Annotated in this window: 17 protein-coding genes; 1 reads left to right on the forward strand and 16 read right to left on the reverse strand. The window is 59.2% G+C overall.

Annotated features, from left to right (window positions below):
- Positions 1-57 precede the first annotated feature (57 nt).
- The gene (gltA, locus tag AC13QY_RS22850) at positions 58-1,347 is read left to right on the forward strand and encodes a citrate synthase (protein ID WP_015339806.1); all 1,290 of its coding nucleotides are present in this window, start codon (positions 58-60) and stop codon (positions 1,345-1,347) included.
- A 27-nt stretch (positions 1,348-1,374) separates the two neighbouring features.
- Here gltA and lpxB read toward each other — a convergent pair whose 3' ends face one another.
- The 16 genes from lpxB to AC13QY_RS22930 form a co-directional block, all read right to left on the reverse strand.
- A complete protein-coding gene (gene lpxB / locus AC13QY_RS22855) occupies positions 1,375-2,556 on the reverse strand; it encodes a lipid-A-disaccharide synthase (RefSeq protein WP_113352587.1) in 1,182 nt (393 codons plus the stop codon).
- Positions 2,553-3,434: an LpxI family protein gene (locus AC13QY_RS22860; RefSeq protein WP_113352588.1), complete on the reverse strand. Its 882-nt coding sequence runs from the start codon at positions 3,432-3,434 to the stop codon at positions 2,553-2,555. Before AC13QY_RS22860 ends, lpxB begins: the two co-directional genes overlap by 4 nt.
- Before the next feature lie 2 nt (positions 3,435-3,436).
- Entirely contained in the window at positions 3,437-4,252 is an 816-nt protein-coding gene (lpxA, locus tag AC13QY_RS22865; RefSeq protein WP_113352589.1) for an acyl-ACP--UDP-N-acetylglucosamine O-acyltransferase, read from the reverse strand.
- Entirely contained in the window at positions 4,249-4,722 is a 474-nt protein-coding gene (gene fabZ / locus AC13QY_RS22870) for a 3-hydroxyacyl-ACP dehydratase FabZ (protein ID WP_069612095.1), read from the reverse strand. Before fabZ ends, lpxA begins: the two co-directional genes overlap by 4 nt.
- Entirely contained in the window at positions 4,715-5,782 is a 1,068-nt protein-coding gene (lpxD, locus tag AC13QY_RS22875) for a UDP-3-O-(3-hydroxymyristoyl)glucosamine N-acyltransferase (protein WP_183812137.1), read from the reverse strand. The genes fabZ and lpxD overlap by 8 nt, the downstream gene beginning before the upstream one ends.
- 51 nt (positions 5,783-5,833) lie before the next feature.
- Complete coding sequence (gene bamA, locus AC13QY_RS22880; protein ID WP_113352591.1) at positions 5,834-8,167, reverse strand: outer membrane protein assembly factor BamA; 2,334 nt, start codon at positions 8,165-8,167, stop codon at positions 5,834-5,836.
- A 197-nt stretch (positions 8,168-8,364) separates the two neighbouring features.
- Entirely contained in the window at positions 8,365-10,038 is a 1,674-nt protein-coding gene (rseP, locus tag AC13QY_RS22885) for an RIP metalloprotease RseP (protein ID WP_488493946.1), read from the reverse strand.
- A gap of 125 nt (positions 10,039-10,163) precedes the next feature.
- Complete coding sequence (locus AC13QY_RS22890) at positions 10,164-10,997, reverse strand: phosphatidate cytidylyltransferase (protein WP_488493947.1); 834 nt, start codon at positions 10,995-10,997, stop codon at positions 10,164-10,166.
- Positions 10,997-11,785 (reverse strand): isoprenyl transferase, encoded by a 789-nt coding sequence (locus AC13QY_RS22895; RefSeq protein ID WP_488493948.1) that lies wholly within the window; start codon positions 11,783-11,785, stop codon positions 10,997-10,999. The genes AC13QY_RS22890 and AC13QY_RS22895 overlap by 1 nt, the downstream gene beginning before the upstream one ends.
- A gap of 67 nt (positions 11,786-11,852) precedes the next feature.
- Complete coding sequence (gene frr / locus AC13QY_RS22900) at positions 11,853-12,413, reverse strand: ribosome recycling factor (RefSeq protein WP_095434804.1); 561 nt, start codon at positions 12,411-12,413, stop codon at positions 11,853-11,855.
- A gap of 56 nt (positions 12,414-12,469) precedes the next feature.
- Positions 12,470-13,189, reverse strand: coding sequence for a UMP kinase (gene pyrH / locus AC13QY_RS22905; protein WP_113333713.1), 720 nt, complete (start codon positions 13,187-13,189; stop codon positions 12,470-12,472).
- A 238-nt stretch (positions 13,190-13,427) separates the two neighbouring features.
- Positions 13,428-14,354 carry a translation elongation factor Ts gene (gene tsf, locus AC13QY_RS22910; RefSeq protein ID WP_069612087.1) on the reverse strand — a complete coding sequence of 309 codons (927 nt, stop codon included), beginning with the start codon at positions 14,352-14,354 and terminating at the stop codon, positions 13,428-13,430.
- 272 nt (positions 14,355-14,626) lie between these two features.
- Complete coding sequence (gene rpsB, locus AC13QY_RS22915; RefSeq protein ID WP_047633284.1) at positions 14,627-15,394, reverse strand: 30S ribosomal protein S2; 768 nt, start codon at positions 15,392-15,394, stop codon at positions 14,627-14,629.
- A 189-nt stretch (positions 15,395-15,583) separates the two neighbouring features.
- Entirely contained in the window at positions 15,584-16,690 is a 1,107-nt protein-coding gene (locus AC13QY_RS22920) for a hypothetical protein (protein WP_488493949.1), read from the reverse strand.
- On the reverse strand, positions 16,690-17,307 hold the full coding sequence (locus AC13QY_RS22925) for a 5-bromo-4-chloroindolyl phosphate hydrolysis family protein (protein WP_152094207.1): 618 nt from the start codon (positions 17,305-17,307) through the stop codon (positions 16,690-16,692). The genes AC13QY_RS22920 and AC13QY_RS22925 overlap by 1 nt, the downstream gene beginning before the upstream one ends.
- 106 nt (positions 17,308-17,413) lie before the next feature.
- Complete coding sequence (locus tag AC13QY_RS22930; protein ID WP_113352597.1) at positions 17,414-18,988, reverse strand: VWA domain-containing protein; 1,575 nt, start codon at positions 18,986-18,988, stop codon at positions 17,414-17,416.
- Between the last annotated feature and the right edge of the window lies 1 nt (position 18,989).

Genomic DNA, 18,989 nt, shown 5'->3' on the forward strand with positions numbered 1-18,989 from the left:
GCTTAACCTTTTGGCGCTTTTTATGGCGTCAATCCCGCCAAATCTTGGAGGATCAGCATGACGGAACAAAGCGCGAAACTAACTTGGGGTGAAAAGACGGTGGACCTGCCGGTCAAGACCGGAACCATCGGCCCGAGTGTCATTGATATTGGTGCCCTTTATAAGAACACCTCCACTTTCACTTACGATCCTGGTTTCACCTCCACCGCGTCGTGCGAGTCGAGCATTACCTACATCGATGGCGACGAAGGCGTTCTGCTGCACCGCGGCTATCCGATCGATCAGCTGGCCGAACACGGCGATTTCCTCGAAGTTTGCTACCTCCTTCTCTACGGTGAACTGCCGACGGCAGCGCAGAAGAAGGACTTCGACTATCGCGTGACCCACCATACGATGGTGCACGAGCAGATGTCGCGCTTCTTCACCGGCTTCCGCCGCGACGCGCATCCGATGGCCGTCATGTGCGGCTGTGTCGGCGCGCTCTCCGCCTTCTATCACGACTCCACCGATATCACCGATCCGCATCAGCGTATGGTCGCAAGCCTGCGCATGATCGCCAAGATGCCGACGCTCGCCGCCATGGCCTACAAGTACCATATCGGCCAGCCCTTCGTTTATCCAAAGAACGACCTCGACTACGCGTCGAACTTCCTGCGTATGTGCTTTGCGGTTCCGTGCGAAGAATACGTCGTCAATCCGGTGCTGGCCCGCGCCATGGACCGCATCTTTATCCTGCATGCCGATCACGAGCAGAACGCTTCGACGTCGACGGTTCGTCTGGCAGGCTCTTCCGGCGCCAATCCGTTTGCCTGTATCGCTGCAGGCATTGCCTGCCTCTGGGGACCGGCTCACGGTGGCGCCAACGAAGCTGCGTTGAACATGCTGAACGAAATCGGCACGGTCGACCGCATTCCGGAATTCATCGCCCGCGCCAAGGACAAGAACGATCCGTTCCGCCTGATGGGTTTCGGCCACCGCGTCTACAAGAACTACGACCCGCGCGCCAAGATCATGCAGAAGACGGCGCACGAGGTTCTCGGCGAACTCGGCATCAAGGACGATCCGCTGCTCGACATCGCGATCGAACTGGAGCGTATCGCTCTGACCGATGAATATTTCATCGAGAAGAAGCTGTATCCGAACGTCGACTTCTATTCCGGCATCACGCTGAAGGCTCTCGGCTTCCCCACGACCATGTTCACCGTTCTGTTCGCTCTTGCCCGCACCGTCGGCTGGATCGCTCAGTGGAACGAAATGATCGAGGATCCGCATCAGCGCATCGGCCGTCCGCGCCAGCTCTACACCGGCGCTCCGCTGCGCGAATATGTGCCTGTTTCCAAGCGCTAAGCTTCGGTATTGAAACAAAAAAACCGGTCAGAGATGACCGGTTTTTTTATGGGCTAGAACGTCCAGAACAATCTGCGCAGCCTTGTCGCCAGGCGGCTCCTCCGTCTGCATCCGTTCCCAGACCAGATCGTAGCCAGCAAGCATCGCCGCACGCTCCGGTGTGTCGCTCGACAGGCGCTCCATATAACGTGCCAGCATGCCCGGCCGCAGAACATCGTTGATGAGCTCAGGCAGTACAGCATAGTCGGCGATGAGGTTCGGCAAGGCGGCCGTCCAGATCTTGATGCGCGACAGCACGAATTTCGCCAGCCATTCCGTCTTATAGGTCGAGACGACCGGAACGCCCGCAAGCCCCAGCTCCAGGATCACCGTTCCGGAGGCTGCCATGGCGGCATCCGCCTTGGCAAAGGCACTCCATTTGGCATCTTGGCCGACGAGTATATCCGGCTTGACCTGCCAATTGGCGGTCAAAGAGCGAACCACCGCCTCCTGCCGCGGCACGGTCGGCAGCAGAAAACGAACATTATCATTTCTCCGGCTAAGTTCTTCGGTAGCCCGCTCAAAAACCGGAAGGAGTTGCCGGATCTCCGATGCACGCGATCCGGGCAAAAGCAGGATCGTCTTCGCCACATCGGCGCCGGCCAGACCGCGCAAGGCGCGCTGACGTCGCGTCTCCGCAAGATTGGCGTCGACCGTCAGGCGGTGGCCGACATAAGTGGTTGCCGGACCGCCCAGGCGCTTCATGGCAGCAGGCTCGAACGGCAAGACGGCCAGCACATGGTCGACATAGGCAAGCATCTGCTGTGCGCGATATTCTTTCCACGCCCAGACGCTGGGGCAGACGTAATCGATAACAGGCAGATCGGGCAAAGCCTTGCGCACCCGCTTGGCAACGCGATGCGTGAAATCGGGGCTGTCGATGATCACAAGCACGTCCGGCTTTGCAGCAATAATCGCATCCGCCGTCTGCCGGATGCGGGCCAGCAGCTTCGGCAATCGCTTGATGACCTGGATGAAACCCATGATTGAGAGTTCGGAATAATCGAAGAGCGAGCGCAGACCTTGCGCCTCCAGCGCCTCGCCGCCTACCCCGACCAGCTCGACCGGACCATCATGGCGTCGCTTCAGGGCCGCGACGAGATCGCCGCCCAGCAGATCGCCGGAGACTTCGCCGGCAACGACGGCAAGCTTCAAGGGCGCTGCGCTCACATGAAGCCCTCCGCGCTCAGGCCACGATCGATGCCGCAGACAAAAATACCGGCCTCGTCGGCAGCGGCGATCACAGCCTGGCGATCGAGGATCAAAGCTCGGCCAGCTTCGACGGCGACACCAGCTAACCCTGCCTTCTTGGCATTCAACATCGTGGAGACGCCGATTGACGGCAAGTCGGCCCGGATATCCTGCTGCGGCTTGCAGAGCTTGACGAGTACACCGCGCCGACGGGTGGAAATGCGCCCAGCCGCGCGCAGTTCGGCAACCCGCTCGATCATCTTGTCCGTGCCTTCGGCACCTTCAAGCGCAACGACACGGCCGCCGACGCTGACCGCGCCCTGCCCCACATCCAGAAATCCCAGCGCATCGGCCGCCTTCGCACCCTGTGCAATATCGCGCAGATCCTCTTCCGCTGGCGAGAATTTTCCAAGCGGCCCGGTCGTCGCCAAAAGGTCGGGCGCGATTTCATGCGCGCCAACGACGCGAACGCCACCGGCTTCGATCAGGCGAATGACCATCTGCAGGACGGCATTGTCGCCGCCCGAAAGAAGCGTGCGGATGGTCGAGGGCAATTCCCTGATGACGCGCCAGGTCGGATGCACCTGCCGCCAGGAGGGGCGCCGCGCCACGCCGCCCGACATGACGACGCGATCGACGCCATGTCGGCGGAACATTGCTTCGAGACCGGCAAAATTGCCGACACCGAGATTGGCATGATCGAAGGCGGACCAATCGCGGTCCGCCTCGTCAGTCAAAGCGATGATGACGGGGTTTTCACCGGCCTGCCGAGCGGCGTCGGCGACGTAAACCGGCAAAAGCCCGCTGCCTGCGATGATCGCCAGTCTACCCTTGCCGTTTTCGCTGGTCGAAACCACCCTCAGCTCTTGCCGCGATTCGGCGATGAAAGCGCGCGATCGCTATCGGCAGCAATGAAATCGAGAATTTCCATCACTTCCTTGCAATCGGCATATTCCTCGCGGATAGCCGCTGCATTGTCGCGGATGGAACCTTCGCCTTCGAAGATGCTCTTGTAGGCGCGGCGAACGCGGTGGATGACGGCACGATCAATCCCTGCGCGGCTCATCCCGACGACATTCAGCCCGGAGAGCACGCCCGGATTTCCGTTCAGCATGCCATAGGGAATGACATCGTAGCTCGCAGCCGTAAGACCACCAATGAAGGCCTGGCGGCCGATACGGGTGAACTGGTGCACCGCGCAGCCGCCGCCAAGAATGGCGCGATCTTCGATGGTGACATGTCCGGCCAACATGACGTTATTCGACATGATGACATTGTTTCCGACGCGGCAGTCGTGAGCGACATGCGAGTTGGCAAGGAACAGGTTGTTGTTGCCGACAATCGTCCTGCCGCCGTAATCGGCCGTACCGGTATTGATCGTCACGCCTTCGCGGATCGTGCAGTTCTCGCCGACATCAAGCGTCGTTTCCTCGCCGTGATGATGGACGCTCTGCGGATCGCCACCGACAACAGCCATCGGAAAGATCTTCGTTCCCTTGCCGATTGTCGTACGACCGGTCACAACGGCATTATTGAGCAACTGAATATCGTCATGCAGCACGACCTTGGGACCGACATAGCAGAACGGGCCGACAACAACATTCTCGCCGATGACCGCGCCGTCTTCGACAACCGCCAGCTTATGAATGCGGGCGCTCTTTGCGATGCTGCTCATGCCTGTTCCTGATCCTTCCGTACGATCATCGCACCGATATCGGCCTCGGCGACCAGAGAACCGTCGACCTTGGCATCGCAATGGAACTTCCAGATGGTCCCACGCTGCTTCTGCTTGACGACGTGGAATTCGACACGGTCGCCCGGAACGACCGGCCTGCGGAAGCGGGCGTTGTCGATCGTCATGAAGTAAACGAGGTTACCGCCGATGCCGTCCTTGCGGGCGCAGATCGCGCCGGCTGTCTGCGCCATTCCCTCGATGAGCAACACGCCCGGCATGATCGGCGATTCCGGGAAATGTCCGGTGAATTGCGGCTCGTTCGCCGTCACGTTCTTGATGCCGATCGCGGAATTATCGCTATCGATCTCGATGATCTTGTCGACCATCAAGAAGGGGTAGCGATGCGGCAAAAGCTTCATAATTTCAATGATGTCAGCCGACGACAGCGACGTCTTGGCTTCCTCAGTCATGCTCCGCACTCCCGTCTTTCTTGTCTCTGGCTCCTGACCGCTTCGCGATCTCCGCCGATTCCCTTAGAAAATCCCATAGCGGCCGCGCAGGTAGACCCGCATAGCGCTCGCCCGCCGGGATGCTGTTCATCACGCCGCTCTTGGCACCGATCTGCACGCCGTCGCCAATGTGGATATGCCCGTTGAGGCCCGCCTGCCCGCCGATCTGCACGCCATCGCCGATCACCGTGCTGCCGGCAATGCCGACCTGGCTGACGATAGCACAATGGCGACCGATGCGGACGTTATGTCCGATCTGGACCTGATTGTCGATCTTCGTACCTTCGCCGATCACGGTATCATCCATGGTGCCGCGATCGATCGTTGTATTGGCGCCGATCTCGACATTGTCCTGGATGATCACGCGGCCGATCTGCACGATCTTGACCATGCCGCGCGGTCCCGGCGCATAGCCAAAACCGTCCTGGCCGATGCGCGTGCCATTGTGGATGATGACGCCATTGCCGAGATAGGCACAGAGCACACTCGCACCGCCGCCGATGCTGCAATTACGCCCAATCTTGACACCCGGCCCGATGAGGGCATTAGGGCCGATATAGGTCCCCTCGCCGATCTCCGCACCAGGGCCGACGATCGCACCGGGCTCGATGCCGATATTGGCCTCTAGCTTAGCGGTCGCATCGATGGTCGCAGCGGGGGAAATCACGAGCGGATTCGCCGTGAACGTAACCGGCCGCATGGCTTGAGGATGCAGCAGCGCACCGGCAATGGCGAAATCCGTATGCGGCTTCTTCGACAGAAGGACCGGGATGTGATCGGGAACGAAAGACTTCAGTGCCGGAAGGCAAATGATGGCTGAAGCCTTGCAAGTCTCCAGCTCGGCGCGATTCTTTCGGGAAAGGATATAACAAACGTCACCCTCGCCTGCCCGATAGACGGGAGCGATAGATCTGATGACGACCTCGGAAGAGGCCGTATCAGCCAGTTCCGCCCCAAGATGCTCAGCCAGTTGTTTCAAGCTGACGCCACCATGGGGCGGGAAAAAACCAGTATGTTCCATAAGCACCAGCTCCAGAACGGTGTTCAAGCCCGCAGTTCTGGACTGCCGATATCAGAACTGGTTGGCGATGCCAAACCGGAAATTCTCGGTCTTGTCGTAATCTTCCTTCAAGACCGGCACGGCGTAGTCAACACGGATGACACCGAACGGCGACGACCAGATCAGACCGGCACCGAGCGATGCACGGATCGAGCTGTCGTTATGAAGCGTATCGCCAAAGAGATTCGCCTTGTTGCCGTAGAGCGTGCCTGCATCAGCGAAGGCTGCGATACGCAGGCCGATATCCTGGGGAACGCCCGGCATCGGCATGCTCGCTTCAGCCGAAGCGGTGAAGTAGGTCGTACCACCGAGCGGATCGCCATGCGACGAACGCGGACCGATACCAGCATTCTCGAAGCCGCGGATTTCACGGCCGCCGAGCGTAAACTGATCGAAGACGTTCAGCTTGCCATTCGTCGGCATCACGTAGCCGGCACCCACCGTCAGCGAGCCGATGATATCGGCTTCGTCGCTGATCATCTGGTAGTAACGAGCCTTACCGCTCAACTTGTAGAAGTCAGAATCGCCGCCGAGGCCCGCAAATTCATGCGTGAACTTGGCGATGATGCCTTCACGCGGAAGGTTCTGATCATCAAGTGTGTTGTAGGTGAAGGTCTGCGAAACCGTCGACTGTACCCACGGACCGTTCTCAACAAGGTTGAGATACGGAGCCGAAAGGTTGTTCTGCCAATCGTTCGTGCCGTCGTAAGTCAAGCGCTTGTAGTTGTAGCGCAGTGTCGTTGCCAGGTTCTCGGTAATCGGCGCGGTGACGCGCAGCGAGAAGCCTTCTTCCGAATAGTCGTAGTAATCGTCGCTCGACGTCTGGTTCTTGAAGATATCGAAACCGGCAGCCAGACGATAACCGAGGAAATAAGGCTCAGTGAACGAGATGTTGTAGGTACGATTACCTTCCGTACCGGCACCTGCGGCGAGGCGGATATACTGACCGCGACCGAGGAAGTTCTTTTCTTCAACTGAAGCTTCCAGAAGCAAGCCGCCATTGTTGCCAACGGCGTAACCGGCGCCGATACCGAAGGAGCCCGTCGGCTGGTCTTCGACGTTGACGATGACGACGACGCGGTCCGGAGCACTGCCCTGAGCCGTCGAGATATCGACCTTAGTGAAATAGCCGAGCGCGTCGAGGCGGCGCTTCGCGCGCGTGATCATTTCCTGGTTGAAGGCATCGCCTTCGTTCAGGTCGAACTCGCGGCGGATGACGTAGTCGCGCGTGCGTGTGTTGCCGCGGATTTCGATACGCTCAACATAGGCGCGCTCGCCCTGGTCGACCAGATATTCGATGCCGATCGTATGACCGGACAGATCGCGGTTGCCGCGCGGCGTGATGCGGGCGAACGGATAGCCGGCAGCCGCGACACGCTTGGAAATGTTCTCGATCGAGGTCTGGATATCCTTGGCGCTGTAGACATCGCCCTTGTGGGTGATGACAAGGCCCTTCAGCTCGTCGGCATTGATACCTTCGACGGTCGAGATGACGTTGATATCGCCGTAGGTATAACGCGGACCTTCGTCGACGTTGAAATTCAGCGTGTATTCGTTGCTCTGCTCGTTCAGCGTCGCATCGGCACTGACGACGCGGAAGTCGGCATAACCGTGATTGTAGTAGAACTGACGCAGCTGATCCTGGTCAGCCTGCAAACGCTCGGGGCTGTAGACGTCCTTACGCGTCAGGAACGACAGGAAGTTGCTCTTCTTCGTGCCGATGACCGAAGCAAGGCGACCGCTGCCATAGGCCTGGTTGCCCGAGAAATTGATCTTGTCGATCTTGGTACGCTCGCCCTCGTTGATGACGAAAGCCACGTTCAGACGACCCGGCGCGACTTCGGCGGTCTGCGTCGTCACCTGCACATCGTTACGACCGATGGATGCATAGGCATCCTTGATGGTCTTGACGTCAGCCTGAATGGTCGCCTCGTTATACGGGCCGGCAGCGTGCGTCTGGACGATGCCCTGAAGCTTGTCGTCCTTGATCTTGCGGTTGCCGTTGAAGACCACGGCGTTGATGAGCTTGTTTTCGCTGACCGATACAACCAGCGTGCTACCCGAAACGGTAATGTGGACATCGGAGAAATATCCGGTGGCATAGAGCTGCTTCACCGAAGCATCAATGTCACTGGCGGAGAAGCTCTTGCCGGGCTTGATCGTGATATTATCCCGAACGGCTGTCTCGCCGACGCGTCCAGCACCGCGAACGTCAACCCGCTGAATAACAGCTGCTTCAGCGACAGAAGCAGAGGCAAGGGTGATCACACCAGCGCCCGACGCAACAACACCTGCAGACAGCGCTACCGCCGACACTGCGTTCAAAAATTTTGAACCAGCCTTCATTTCACTTCTTACCTTTTTTCAATCGTCCCCAGCCCCGAGCGAACCCGATTCCGGCCACGTGTGTCGTTTTACCCGCTTTTGACATACAAGCAAGGGAGCACGTTAATTTCTGTTTACTTCATTTCAAAGCGTGGCTCATTCGCCACTACGGCTTTGAAACATCGTAAATAAATCGTAATTTTCCTCTCGTCGCCCCACTAGCCTATTCTGGAACTAATATCGTTCCAGGTTGCAAACACCATGAGTGAGAGCACCATCGCAAATCCAATCCGGAAAGCGATATCCTGCGCTCGTGCACCCAGAGGTTTTCCCCTTACGGCTTCAATCGCATAGAACATCAGATGGCCGCCATCAAGTACCGGGACGGGCATCAAATTTAATAACCCTATTGAAACAGAAAGTATGGCGGCGAATTGGAGCACCGCGGCAAAACCCAGAGTTGCCATTTGCCCGGAGAGTTGCGCAACCCGGATCGGCCCGCCGAGCTGATCGGCCTTCATATATCCGCCGATGACGTTGCCGAGATATTCGAAAGTACCGGAAACGATACTGCCGGTCTGCTTCACACCTTCGCTAAGCGCCTGCAGCGGCCCATAAGCCTCGTAACGCAGCCTGATCGGCTTCTGACCATCGCCGATTCCGATCGTGGCAATCTCCGTCCGTGCGCCGAAGACATCGGTCTCCTCCGACTTTCTCGGCGTCACCGATACGTCGCGGGTCTGGCCATTACGCTCGATCGACAGTGCCATGGGCTTGTCGGCATGGGCAGCTGCATAACGCTGCACTTCGCCGATAGAGCCGATCTCCCGTCCATCCACAGAAAGAATGCGGTCACCAAGTTCCAAGCCCGCCGTCTGAGCCGGACTGTCAGCCCCAATCGACGCGATCAACGGATCGATCGGGGCGATGCCGATGCTGCCGACATCCTTCTTGTTTCCGGATGCGTCCGTATCCGTCAATGTTGCGGTCACGATCGGCAAATCGCGGATCACGCCATCGCGCTGGATGGTCAGCACGATGCTCTTGCCGGGGCGCTCGGCGATATAACGGCCGATATCGTAATAAGTAGCGGCATTATTGCCATCGACAGCAATCAGACGGTCTCCCGCCTGCACACCGGCCTTTGCCGCCGGTCCGGCCGGTTCCACCGCAGTCACCAACGGATCGACGAGCGCGATACCGATACGACCCATTTCCATCTTGTTGCCGAACTGATCGGTGTCCTCGACCAGTTTCGGAACGATCCGGAAATCGCGATTCTGGCCGTCGCGGTCGACGGTCAGTACGATAGTGCGGCCCGGGCGCAGGCCGACATAGCGCTGCACTTCATCGAAAGTCGTCACCTTGTTGCCATCGACGGCGATCAGGCGGTCGCCTGGCTCGATGCCAGCCTCCGCGGCAGCACCGTCGCGCGTCACCATGGCCACGACCGGATCGGCAACCGTGCGGCCGTAAACGCTGAAAAGGACTGCGAAGATTACAATGGCGAGCAGGAAATTGGCGATCGGTCCGGCCGCAACGGTTGCAGCCCGCTTCCAGAGCCTGGCTCCGGCGAAGGATTGGGCGCGCTCCTCCTCCGTCATGGCCGAGAGCTGATCCACATCGGCCTTGCTGGAGGCGTCCTCGTCGCCGAAGAATCGCACATAACCGCCGAGCGGAATGAGGGAGAGCTTCCAGCGCGTACCGTGTCTATCGGTAAATCCGGCAATCTCCGGCCCGAAGCCGATCGAAAAAGCCATGATGCGAATGCCCGACCAACGACCGACCAGATAGTGGCCCATCTCGTGCACAAAAACGAGCAACGACAGCACAAAGACAAATGTGATGACGTTGTTCGTCAAGAAACCGATGAAGCCAGCCGCGCTACCCATGCAACGATCCTGTTCGTATTAGAGCGGTTCAGCTTTCACGGAAGCTCCGAACCGTTCCATCTTTCTGTTTTCTCGCAATTCCAGACGGAAAACCGCTGCGCACTTTTCCTGGAATTGCTCCAGTATCAGACCCCGAGCAGAACGCCGCCCAATGAAAAGGTCTCGCCGCTCATTGTCAGCGTTATTACGATAGCCAACAAAAACGCTGCAAAACAAGCAAAAATTAGTCCATCGACCCGATCCATGACGCCGCCATGTCCGGGAATCAGATGGCTCGAGTCTTTCACACCAAACTTGCGCTTGACAAACGATTCGAACAGGTCACCGATCTGGCTGCAGACGGAAAGCACCAGGGCAAGAAGAGGAATCCACAGGTCTTCGGCTGAAAAGAAGCTCCACACGATCGCCGTTCCCGCGATGACGGCCGCGATAGCACCGCCGATGGCGCCCGACCAGGTCTTGCCCGGCGATATGCTCGGCGCGAGCTTCGGCCCCCCGATAGCGCGGCCGACGAAATAGGCAAAGATGTCCGTCGCCCATACCGTGGCAAAGACGAACAGCATCAGCACGAAGCCGCGAAAATCGTCATCGCGGATCTCGGCAAGGGCAATTGCCGTCAATCCGGAATAGAATATGCCGCCCGGCAGCCACCAGCTCTTTCCACGTATGGCGACCATGATCGCGGTGACAGCAACGAAGGCGGCCAGAGCCTCGATGGAGTAGACGGATTCGCTTAAAGCCGTCGCACCGGCGATCAATACGAGCCCAAGCCAGCCGAGCGCGTTTCCCTGAGGATCGCGGCCATGCAGATCCGATATCGTCGACCATTCATAATAGACGAGCAGACCGATCACGGCGGCCAGCAGACGAAAGCCTGAGCCGCCATACCAGGTGGCAGCAAGAACGATGGCGGCGAGAATGATGCCGGAAATAATGCGCAGCCTGAGTTCGCGGCTCATCAGGACCCCACGGCCGCCGCCTGCTTGGCGGAAAGGCCGCCAAAACGCCGGTCGCGCGCAGCATATTTCTCCAACGCCGAGAAGAAGAGCTCGCGGCTGAAATCGGGCCAGTAGTCCGGCACGAACATGAACTCCGAATAAGCGGCCTGCCAGAGCAGAAAATTCGAGAGCCGCTCTTCGCCGCTCGTGCGAATGATGAGATCCGGATCGGGAATACCGGCCGTGTCGAGACGGGCATCGACCAGGTCCGGAGTAACGTCCTGCGGGCGCAGCCTTCCGGCTTCGACATCCTTGGCAAGACTTACGAAGGCACGCGTGATTTCGTCACGCGAGCCATAGTTGAAGGCGATGACCAGCGTCAGGGCCGTGTTGTTCCTGGTGGTCTCCTCTGCCTCGAGCAGCAAGGGCAGGATATCGCCACGCAGACCCGTGCGGTCGCCGATGACGCGGATGCGCACATTCTGGCGATGAAGCTCGGCAAGGTCCCTCCGGATGAAGGCCTTGAGGAGGCCGAGGAGATCGCTCACCTCCGCCTCGGGCCGGCGCCAGTTCTCCGAGGAGAAGGCGAACAGCGTCAGATATTTTATGCCGATATCGCCGGCAGCCCGCACCGTCTCCCGAACCGCCTCCACGCCCTTGCGGTGGCCCATGGTGCGCGGCAGACCGCGCGCATTGGCCCAGCGTCCGTTGCCATCCATAATGATGGCAACGTGTTCGGGTACGACAGAGAACGTAGGAGCTGACATATGGGTCCGGTTTCGTTCGGCGGAAAGATGCTCTGGCCTCATAATCTAGGGCGCAGCCGCCGCTTTCAATATTGCGAAAATCGAAAGCGCGACACTCCCCAGCATGCGATCAGACGTGCATGATTTCCTTTTCTTTGTCGGCTAGCAAGCGGTCGATTTCCGAAATCGTCTCATCCGTCATCTTCTGCACACGTTCAGAGAGAGAGCGGCTCTCATCTTGACCGATTACGCCATCCTTTTCGGCCTTTTTGAGGCCATCCATGCCATCACGGCGCACGTGGCGAATCGCCACCTTCGCCTTTTCGGCATATTCATGCGCGACCTTCACCAGCGAACGGCGACGCTCTTCGTTGAGTTCCGGCAGCGGGATGCGCAGGTTCTGGCCATCGACGATCGGATTGAGACCGAGATTGGATTCGCGGATGGCACGCTCGACAGCGCTGACCATCGATTTGTCCCACACCGACACAGTCAGCATGCGCGGCTCCGGCACGGTGATATTGGCCACCTGGTTCAGCGGCATGCGCGAGCCGTAGGCTTCGATCGTCACAGGATCGAGGATGTTGGCGGATGCGCGCCCGGTGCGCAGTGATGCGATGTCGCTCTTGAATGCCGCAATGGCGCCATCCATGCGGCGCTTCAGTTCCTTGAGATCGCTGGCTTCACTCATGTCTATACTCCCCTGTAATGAGGCGACACCGGGGCTGACCCGGCGTCACAGGAATGTCAGTTGTCTGATACGATGGTCTTGCGGCCGCCGCCGGTCAAGATTTCCGCAAAGCCGCCCTTCTCGTGTATGGAGAAGACGACGATCGGAATGGAATTTTCGCGTGCAAGCGCCACGGCGGCGACGTCCATGACGGCCAGCCCCTTTTCGAGCACCTGACTATGGGTCAGATGATCGAAGCGTTCAGCATCGGGGAACTTCTTCGGATCGGCCGAATAGATGCCATCGACCTGCGTTCCCTTAAAGATCGCTTCGGCGCCCATTTCGGCGGCACGCAGCGCAGCTGCAGAATCCGTCGTGAAGAACGGATTGCCGGTGCCACCAGCGAAGATGACCACGCGGCCGAGCGAGAGGTGGTAGAGCGTGGCGCGTTGCGAGAAGCTTTCGCAGATTTCCGGCATGGAGATGGCCGAGAGCACGACGGTATCGATATTGAGCTTGCGCAGCGAGGTCGCCAGCGCCAGCGCATTGATGACCGTGCCGAGCATGCCCATGTGGTCGCCGGTCACCCGGTCGCCGCCCTTGGAGGCCACGGCTACCCCGCGGAAGATATTGCCGCCGCCAACCACGACGCCGACTTCAACACCCATTTCGCGCGCCTGTGCGATATCACCGGCAATCCGGTCCGCGACCGTGACATCGATACCAAAACCCTGGCTGCCCATCAGAGCTTCACCAGAGGCCTTGAGCAACACGCGCTTGTAGATCGGCTGGGACATCGTAGCTCCTTGAAGTGATCACCGGGGGAATGATTGTGAAAGCCGGATACACGAAGGGCACCGCGTTGTCACGCGATGCCCATACGTTTTCCCTGATATGGTTTCACCAAACCGGAATATGTCCCTTTTCGACCGTGCTTTTCCGCACTTCTTCAAATTGCGGAAAAGCTCTATCGTTTTGTTTCCTTACGCATTCCGAACAGAAAACCGCTACGCACTTTTCCTGGAAATGCTCAGATCAGCCCTTGGCGACAGCCGCAACTTCTGCGGCGAAGTCGCTTTCTTCCTTCTCGACGCCTTCGCCGAGCAGCAGACGGGCCATGCCGGTGATTTCGATCGGGGCACCGGCGGTCTTTTCAGCTTCCTTGAGGGCAGCACCGACCGTCAGGTCCGGATTGATGACGAAAGCCTGCGAGAGAAGAGCGACTTCCTCGAAGAACTTGCGCATGCGGCCTTCGACCATCTTCTCGATGATGGCTTCCGGCTTGCCGGATTCGCGGGACTGTTCGATGAAGACGTTGCGTTCGCGCTCGGCGACGGCTGCGTCGACTTCTTCGGCGCGGATAGCCAGCGGGTTCGTAGCAGCGATGTGCATGGCGATCTGGCGGCCGATCGAGGTCAGAACAGCCTTGTCACCGACCGACTTCAGGGCGACCAGAACGCCGAGCTTGCCGATACCGTCGCCAGCAGCGTTATGGATGTAGGTCGCCACAACGCCATGCTCGACTTCCAGCTTGGCGGCACGACGGAGCGTCATGTTCTCGCCGATGGTAGCAATCGCGTCCTTGATGGCGTCGGCGACCGGCTTGCCGGATGCGGGATAGGTCGCAGCCGAAATGGCTTCAACGGTACCGTCGGTGGACAGCGCAACTTCGGCAATGCCGCGAGCGAGGTCCTGGAAGGCATCGTTACGGGCAACGAAGTCGGTTTCGGAATTGAGCTCGACAACAACGGCCTTGTGACCAGCGCCGGCAATGGCGATCAGGCCTTCAGCGGCGGTGCGGCCGGACTTCTTGTCGGCCTTGGAGATGCCCTTGGCGCGCAGCCAGTCGATCGCGGCTTCGATATCGCCGTTCGTCTCGGTCAGCGCCTTCTTGCAGTCCATCATGCCTGCGCCAGACTTTTCGCGCAGTTCTTTCACCAGTGCAGCCGTAATCTCGGTCATAAGCTTCCTCTTGTCGGTTCATACGGTGCGGCAAACGGCTTGAGCCGAAGCGGCACCGATTTGAGGGACGAAATGTACCCGTAAGTATGACAGCGTTATGAAACCGCGTCATACTGTGGAATTCTTGATTGGAACATGCCTGGATTTTCCGCCCAGGCGAGGCGTTATCAAAAACGCGATAAGGCCGCTCGAACTTCTTGAAGTCGCAAACGGCCTTATCCCGGATATCAATGCGCTTGGGCGGGCAATCTTCTGCCCGCCACTTGGCGCGATCAGGCTTCGGTGCCGTCCGCCAGGGTCGGCTCGACCGGAGCTTCTTCGGAAGCGCCGAGGTCACGGCCCGATGCGCTCTGCTGGCGAGCGATACCGTCGATGGCAGCGCGCGAGATCAGGTCGCAGTAAAGAGCGATGGCGCGCGAGGCGTCGTCGTTGCCCGGGATCGGATAGTCGATCAGGTCCGGATCGCAGTTCGAGTCGATGATGGCGACGACCGGGATGCCGAGGCGCTTGGCTTCGTCGATTGCGATCTTTTCCTTGTTGGTGTCGATGATGAACATCAGGTCCGGCGTGCCGCCCATGTCCTTGATACCGCCGAGGGCCTTGTCGAGCTTTTCGCGCTCGCGCTCGAGGTTCAGACGCTCCTTCTTGGTGAAGCCCTGGGCTTCGCCGGAGAGGATTTCGTCGAGCTTGCGCAGGCGCTGGATCGAGTTGGAGATCGTCTTCCAGTTAGTCATCATGCCGCCGAGCCAGCGGGCGTTGACGTAGTACTGAGCCGAACGCTTCGCGCTGTCGGCGATCAGTTCGGACGCCTGGCGCTTGGTGCCGACGAACAGAACGCGGCCGCCGCGGGCAACGGTGTCGCTGACAACCTGCAGAGCGCGGCTCAGCATCGGAACCGTCTGGGCGAGGTCGATGATGTGGATGTTGTTACGATCGCCGAAAATGTACGGCTTCATCTTCGGGTTCCAGCGGTGCGTCTGGTGGCCGAAGTGAACACCTGCTTCGAGAAGCTGGCGCATAGAAAAATCGGGCAATGCCATGCCTTTGTATCCTTTTCCGGTTGAACCTCCGCAAGGCGAACAGCATCCTCTTCGAGAATGCCACCGGGCGGAAAAATCCGGATTTCTCCCGGACAATCCCATGCCTTACGTGTGGAATGCGGGTGCCCATACCTTCGATTCGCTTGGAATGCAAGGCTTTTGGATCAAAAAAACAATCTCGCCATGCCCTCAGCTGGCCAATTTATCAAGAAGCGCCAGCATGACATTGGCATCCGGCATAGGCAATACGGCATCGATCTCGGCCGGCAGCAGGCCGGCGATGGCATTGTCGGCATCGCCGGTCGCGGTGCCGAGCGGTCCGCGGAAACCGTGCCTGGTCCAGGCGAGCTCCTGCAATCGCGGGCTGATGAGAGCTTCGATCATGCGATCGACCTGTTCGTCGATCGCGATCAACGGATGCGCGGAATAGACGGTTGGATGCGGATAGAGCACGACGGGCTTGGCGCTGTTGCTCGCCTGAACCCTCTTCCAACGCTGCGGATCGGCGATGATCCATTCCACCAGCTGATTCTCATAGCCGACGATCATCGGTTCGCCGCCAATGCCGCCCGCGAGATACTGTTCGAACAACTTGCCCGACGAAGACGACTTGAAACCCATGTTGCGGAAGATCGCCTGGGCCTTGTCCCCGAACTGCGCCAGAGCGTCCGGACTCGCGACGTTGCCGCTCAGGAGGCTCAGTACCAGGCCGGAAAACATGAAGCCGGAATTGGAGCGATTCGGATCGGTCGACACGATTCGGGCCTGGCCATAGAGCGAGTTGACACCGAGCTTCGACCAGTTCGTGCCGGCAAGCACGGCATCCAGCAGCGCCTTGAGATCAAGCTGGTGCTGCCCCTCCGGCGTCGTGTTGACGAGCCCCGCCTTGGTCAATCCATCGACGACCGGCTGCCAGGAATAGACGACGACGGGCGTGTTGAGGATGACGCGGTCGTTGCGGATCTTAATGCTATTCTGCCGGGCGATATCGACCATGATCGACGAGGATGGCCAGAGGAAGGCGGGATTCTGCGACAGAAGCGCCTGCTCCCGCACCATTTCCACGGAGCCTGCGACGCGGCTGTTGATCTCAAGGCCATGACTGTGCAGTGCCGATACCACGTCGGCATCGGCAAGGAATGCCTCCTTCTCGCCGCCGATGAAGCCGAAGAGCTTGGTGCTGTTGCCGAGCAGCCCTTGCAGCTCCGGCCTGTCCTTGACGGCGAAATAGCCTCCGGTCCCTGCGACCCCGGCGGCAAGAAGCCCTACTCCAAAAGCGCGGCGAGAAATGGCCATCAGCGTCCTATATCCTCTTTGAGTGAGGCCTGTATGAGGCGCAGCTCCGTATCAAGCGTATCGAGCCTGTCTTCGATCAGGCTGTCGGAATAGTGTACGAAAGCATCTTCCAGTTTGGTCAGAACGAGACCGACCTCCTGAAGGCGCGCAACATCCGGCTGGCGTTTCGCTTCGATGACGGCAAAGCCCTCCGCCACCTCCGCGGCCCGCGGCAGATAGTAGCTGAGGAACCGCCTGACGGTGCCGGCGCTTTCCGGATTGGCTTCCACCTTCGCAAAGACGTCCGCGGCGATCTCCGCCAGATGCCGCACCCGTTTTGCCACATCCTTGCTGCCGATCTGGTTCGCCGATGCTTCCAGCCTTTCGGCCGCGGGAGCAGCCGTGCTCAACAGGTCGCGGGCGAACTCCAGACGCCCCCTGCCGATCGCCTTCGCATCCAGCCCCTCGAACATGCGCTTAGGTGCAAGGATGAAAATCAGGCCGACGAAGACCAAAAGACCGATGATGGCGGCAATCCATATCGGCATGCCGGCAAGAAAGCTGAGCACGGGAACGACGATCGCGGCAGCAAGCCCCGCCACGATCCAATTCCAGTCATTGCCGAACCAATTGCGCATTATCGTCCTAGAGCAATTCCAGCAAAAGCGCGAAGCGGTTTGGCTGGAATTGCGTGAAAAGAAAGAGATAGAGCATTTCTGTGACTCCGGTCAGAACAGAAATGCTCTAGTTATAGCCGCGCACCGCCCGGAATGCGCTGACCAGATCACCACGGCCGTCGAAGACGCGCGCCGAGGTCTCCTGCGCGAGGGCATCGAGCTGCCGCTTGTCGGCATCGCCGAAGGTGATGCCGAACACTGGCACATGCGGGCTTACAGATGCCCAGCGGCTCATGAAATAGCCATTGCCATCATCGGATTTTCCATCCGTCATGATGACGATCGCGGGCAAGTAGGATGACAGCTCTTGCGTCGACTTCATCCAGTCGAGCGCCTTGCTCGCACAGGCATACATATCAGTACCTCCACCCGCATGCTGACGCGAGACCCTTTCGACCAACATCTTTTGCTGATCGGGCCTCCCGGTCGCCTCGATCGTGGTGCGCACATTGGCGTCAAAGGGAATGACCAGGATGCGATCGGCTGGCGTCCATTGCGCCAGGACCTTGCCTGTTTCTTCCGGGTTGAACAGGAATTGCATGGCCGCCTGAAGCTGTTCTTCGCCCTTGCCCGCCATCGAGCCGGAAAAATCGAGGCAGAGAGCCGTCAGCGAAGGCTTGCGCAGCGCCACCTGATAAAGATCAAGCGCCTGGCGGATCATGGCAGGCTCCGGCATGCGGATGGCCGTCACGATCCGGGTCGGATCGAAATTCCAAGTCAGGTCCGGCTTGGCGGCAATATCGGAGAGCGGGATGCGGCGACCCGTATCGGCAATGCGTTTCTGCACTGGCGCGGAACGCAGATAGTCGACGAGCTGGTTGAAGAAGGTCTCGAGCTCCTGCCCTCGCCCATGATCGACAAAGCCGATAGGCGAATCGGCGACGACGACGCCATCGGCGGGGTAGATGGCATAGAGTGGCTCCTTGCCCATGCCGGCAAGCTTGTCATTGGTTTCCTTCAGAATCGCTTCGTAATTCCACATGGCGTCGTAAAGCACACCCTTGCCGGCGGAGTCGGTATAGAGATCTGCAAGCCAGCCCGACGAGCCCGAAGAACGCTCCACACCGCCAAGCAGCGCGCGAACCGTGCTCTGGACATCCGGCTTGTCGAGATCGCCCGGCTCTATCACCGGTTTGTTGCCGAGCGCACTCGACAGCATGGCAAGATAGGCACTGGCGCCGGAATTGGATTGCGTGGCCGATGTCATGAGAAACTTCAGCGAACCGCTTTTCACTGCCGCCAGTATGTCCTTCATATAGACCGGCTTGCCGACCCAGCCGAGCGCCTCGGCTTTGGATTTGCGCACGCCGAGAATAACAGGCATCTGCGCGACCGATGTCAGCGACTTCACGCGACGCTTGGTGTCGAACATATCGACCCAGACGCTCGACGCCGGCCAGACGGCATCCTGTTCGACGCCCTGTTCGCTCTGGAGTGCCAGACCGATATCCAGCGTACCCTCATAGCTGAAGCTGCAAGTCGCCTTCTTCTCCTTGCAGAACTCTTCGACGATCGGCTGCAGGACGGTGTTTTCAGAACCGGAAATGATCGAGAATTTCGAGACCTGCTCGCCGACATTGCAGCTGCTCAACAGGAGTGTGCCTGCCAGCGTCAGCGCGGTAGCAAAAGTGCGGATTGCCATG

It is taken from the genome of Martinezella sp. CNPSo 3795 (assembly GCF_057784475.1).

What these genes read in the sequence shown, in the direction of transcription:
- frr (WP_095434804.1), bottom strand. Translation starts at nt 12,413, where the DNA reads ATGAGTGAAGCCAGCGATCTCAAGGAACTGAAGCGCCGCATGGATGGC.
- AC13QY_RS22920 (WP_488493949.1), bottom strand. Translation starts at nt 16,690, where the DNA reads ATGGCCATTTCTCGCCGCGCTTTTGGAGTAGGGCTTCTTGCCGCCGGG.
- AC13QY_RS22930 (WP_113352597.1), bottom strand. Translation starts at nt 18,988, where the DNA reads ATGGCAATCCGCACTTTTGCTACCGCGCTGACGCTGGCAGGCACACTC.
- gltA (WP_015339806.1), top strand. Translation starts at nt 58, where the DNA reads ATGACGGAACAAAGCGCGAAACTAACTTGGGGTGAAAAGACGGTGGAC.
- tsf (WP_069612087.1), bottom strand. Translation starts at nt 14,354, where the DNA reads ATGACCGAGATTACGGCTGCACTGGTGAAAGAACTGCGCGAAAAGTCT.
- AC13QY_RS22925 (WP_152094207.1), bottom strand. Translation starts at nt 17,307, where the DNA reads ATGCGCAATTGGTTCGGCAATGACTGGAATTGGATCGTGGCGGGGCTT.
- lpxD (WP_183812137.1), bottom strand. Translation starts at nt 5,782, where the DNA reads ATGGAACATACTGGTTTTTTCCCGCCCCATGGTGGCGTCAGCTTGAAA.
- fabZ (WP_069612095.1), bottom strand. Translation starts at nt 4,722, where the DNA reads ATGACTGAGGAAGCCAAGACGTCGCTGTCGTCGGCTGACATCATTGAA.
- lpxA (WP_113352589.1), bottom strand. Translation starts at nt 4,252, where the DNA reads ATGAGCAGCATCGCAAAGAGCGCCCGCATTCATAAGCTGGCGGTTGTC.
- pyrH (WP_113333713.1), bottom strand. Translation starts at nt 13,189, where the DNA reads ATGTCCCAGCCGATCTACAAGCGCGTGTTGCTCAAGGCCTCTGGTGAA.
- bamA (WP_113352591.1), bottom strand. Translation starts at nt 8,167, where the DNA reads ATGAAGGCTGGTTCAAAATTTTTGAACGCAGTGTCGGCGGTAGCGCTG.
- AC13QY_RS22890 (WP_488493947.1), bottom strand. Translation starts at nt 10,997, where the DNA reads ATGAGCCGCGAACTCAGGCTGCGCATTATTTCCGGCATCATTCTCGCC.
- AC13QY_RS22895 (WP_488493948.1), bottom strand. Translation starts at nt 11,785, where the DNA reads ATGAGGCCAGAGCATCTTTCCGCCGAACGAAACCGGACCCATATGTCA.
- rseP (WP_488493946.1), bottom strand. Translation starts at nt 10,038, where the DNA reads ATGGGTAGCGCGGCTGGCTTCATCGGTTTCTTGACGAACAACGTCATC.
- rpsB (WP_047633284.1), bottom strand. Translation starts at nt 15,394, where the DNA reads ATGGCATTGCCCGATTTTTCTATGCGCCAGCTTCTCGAAGCAGGTGTT.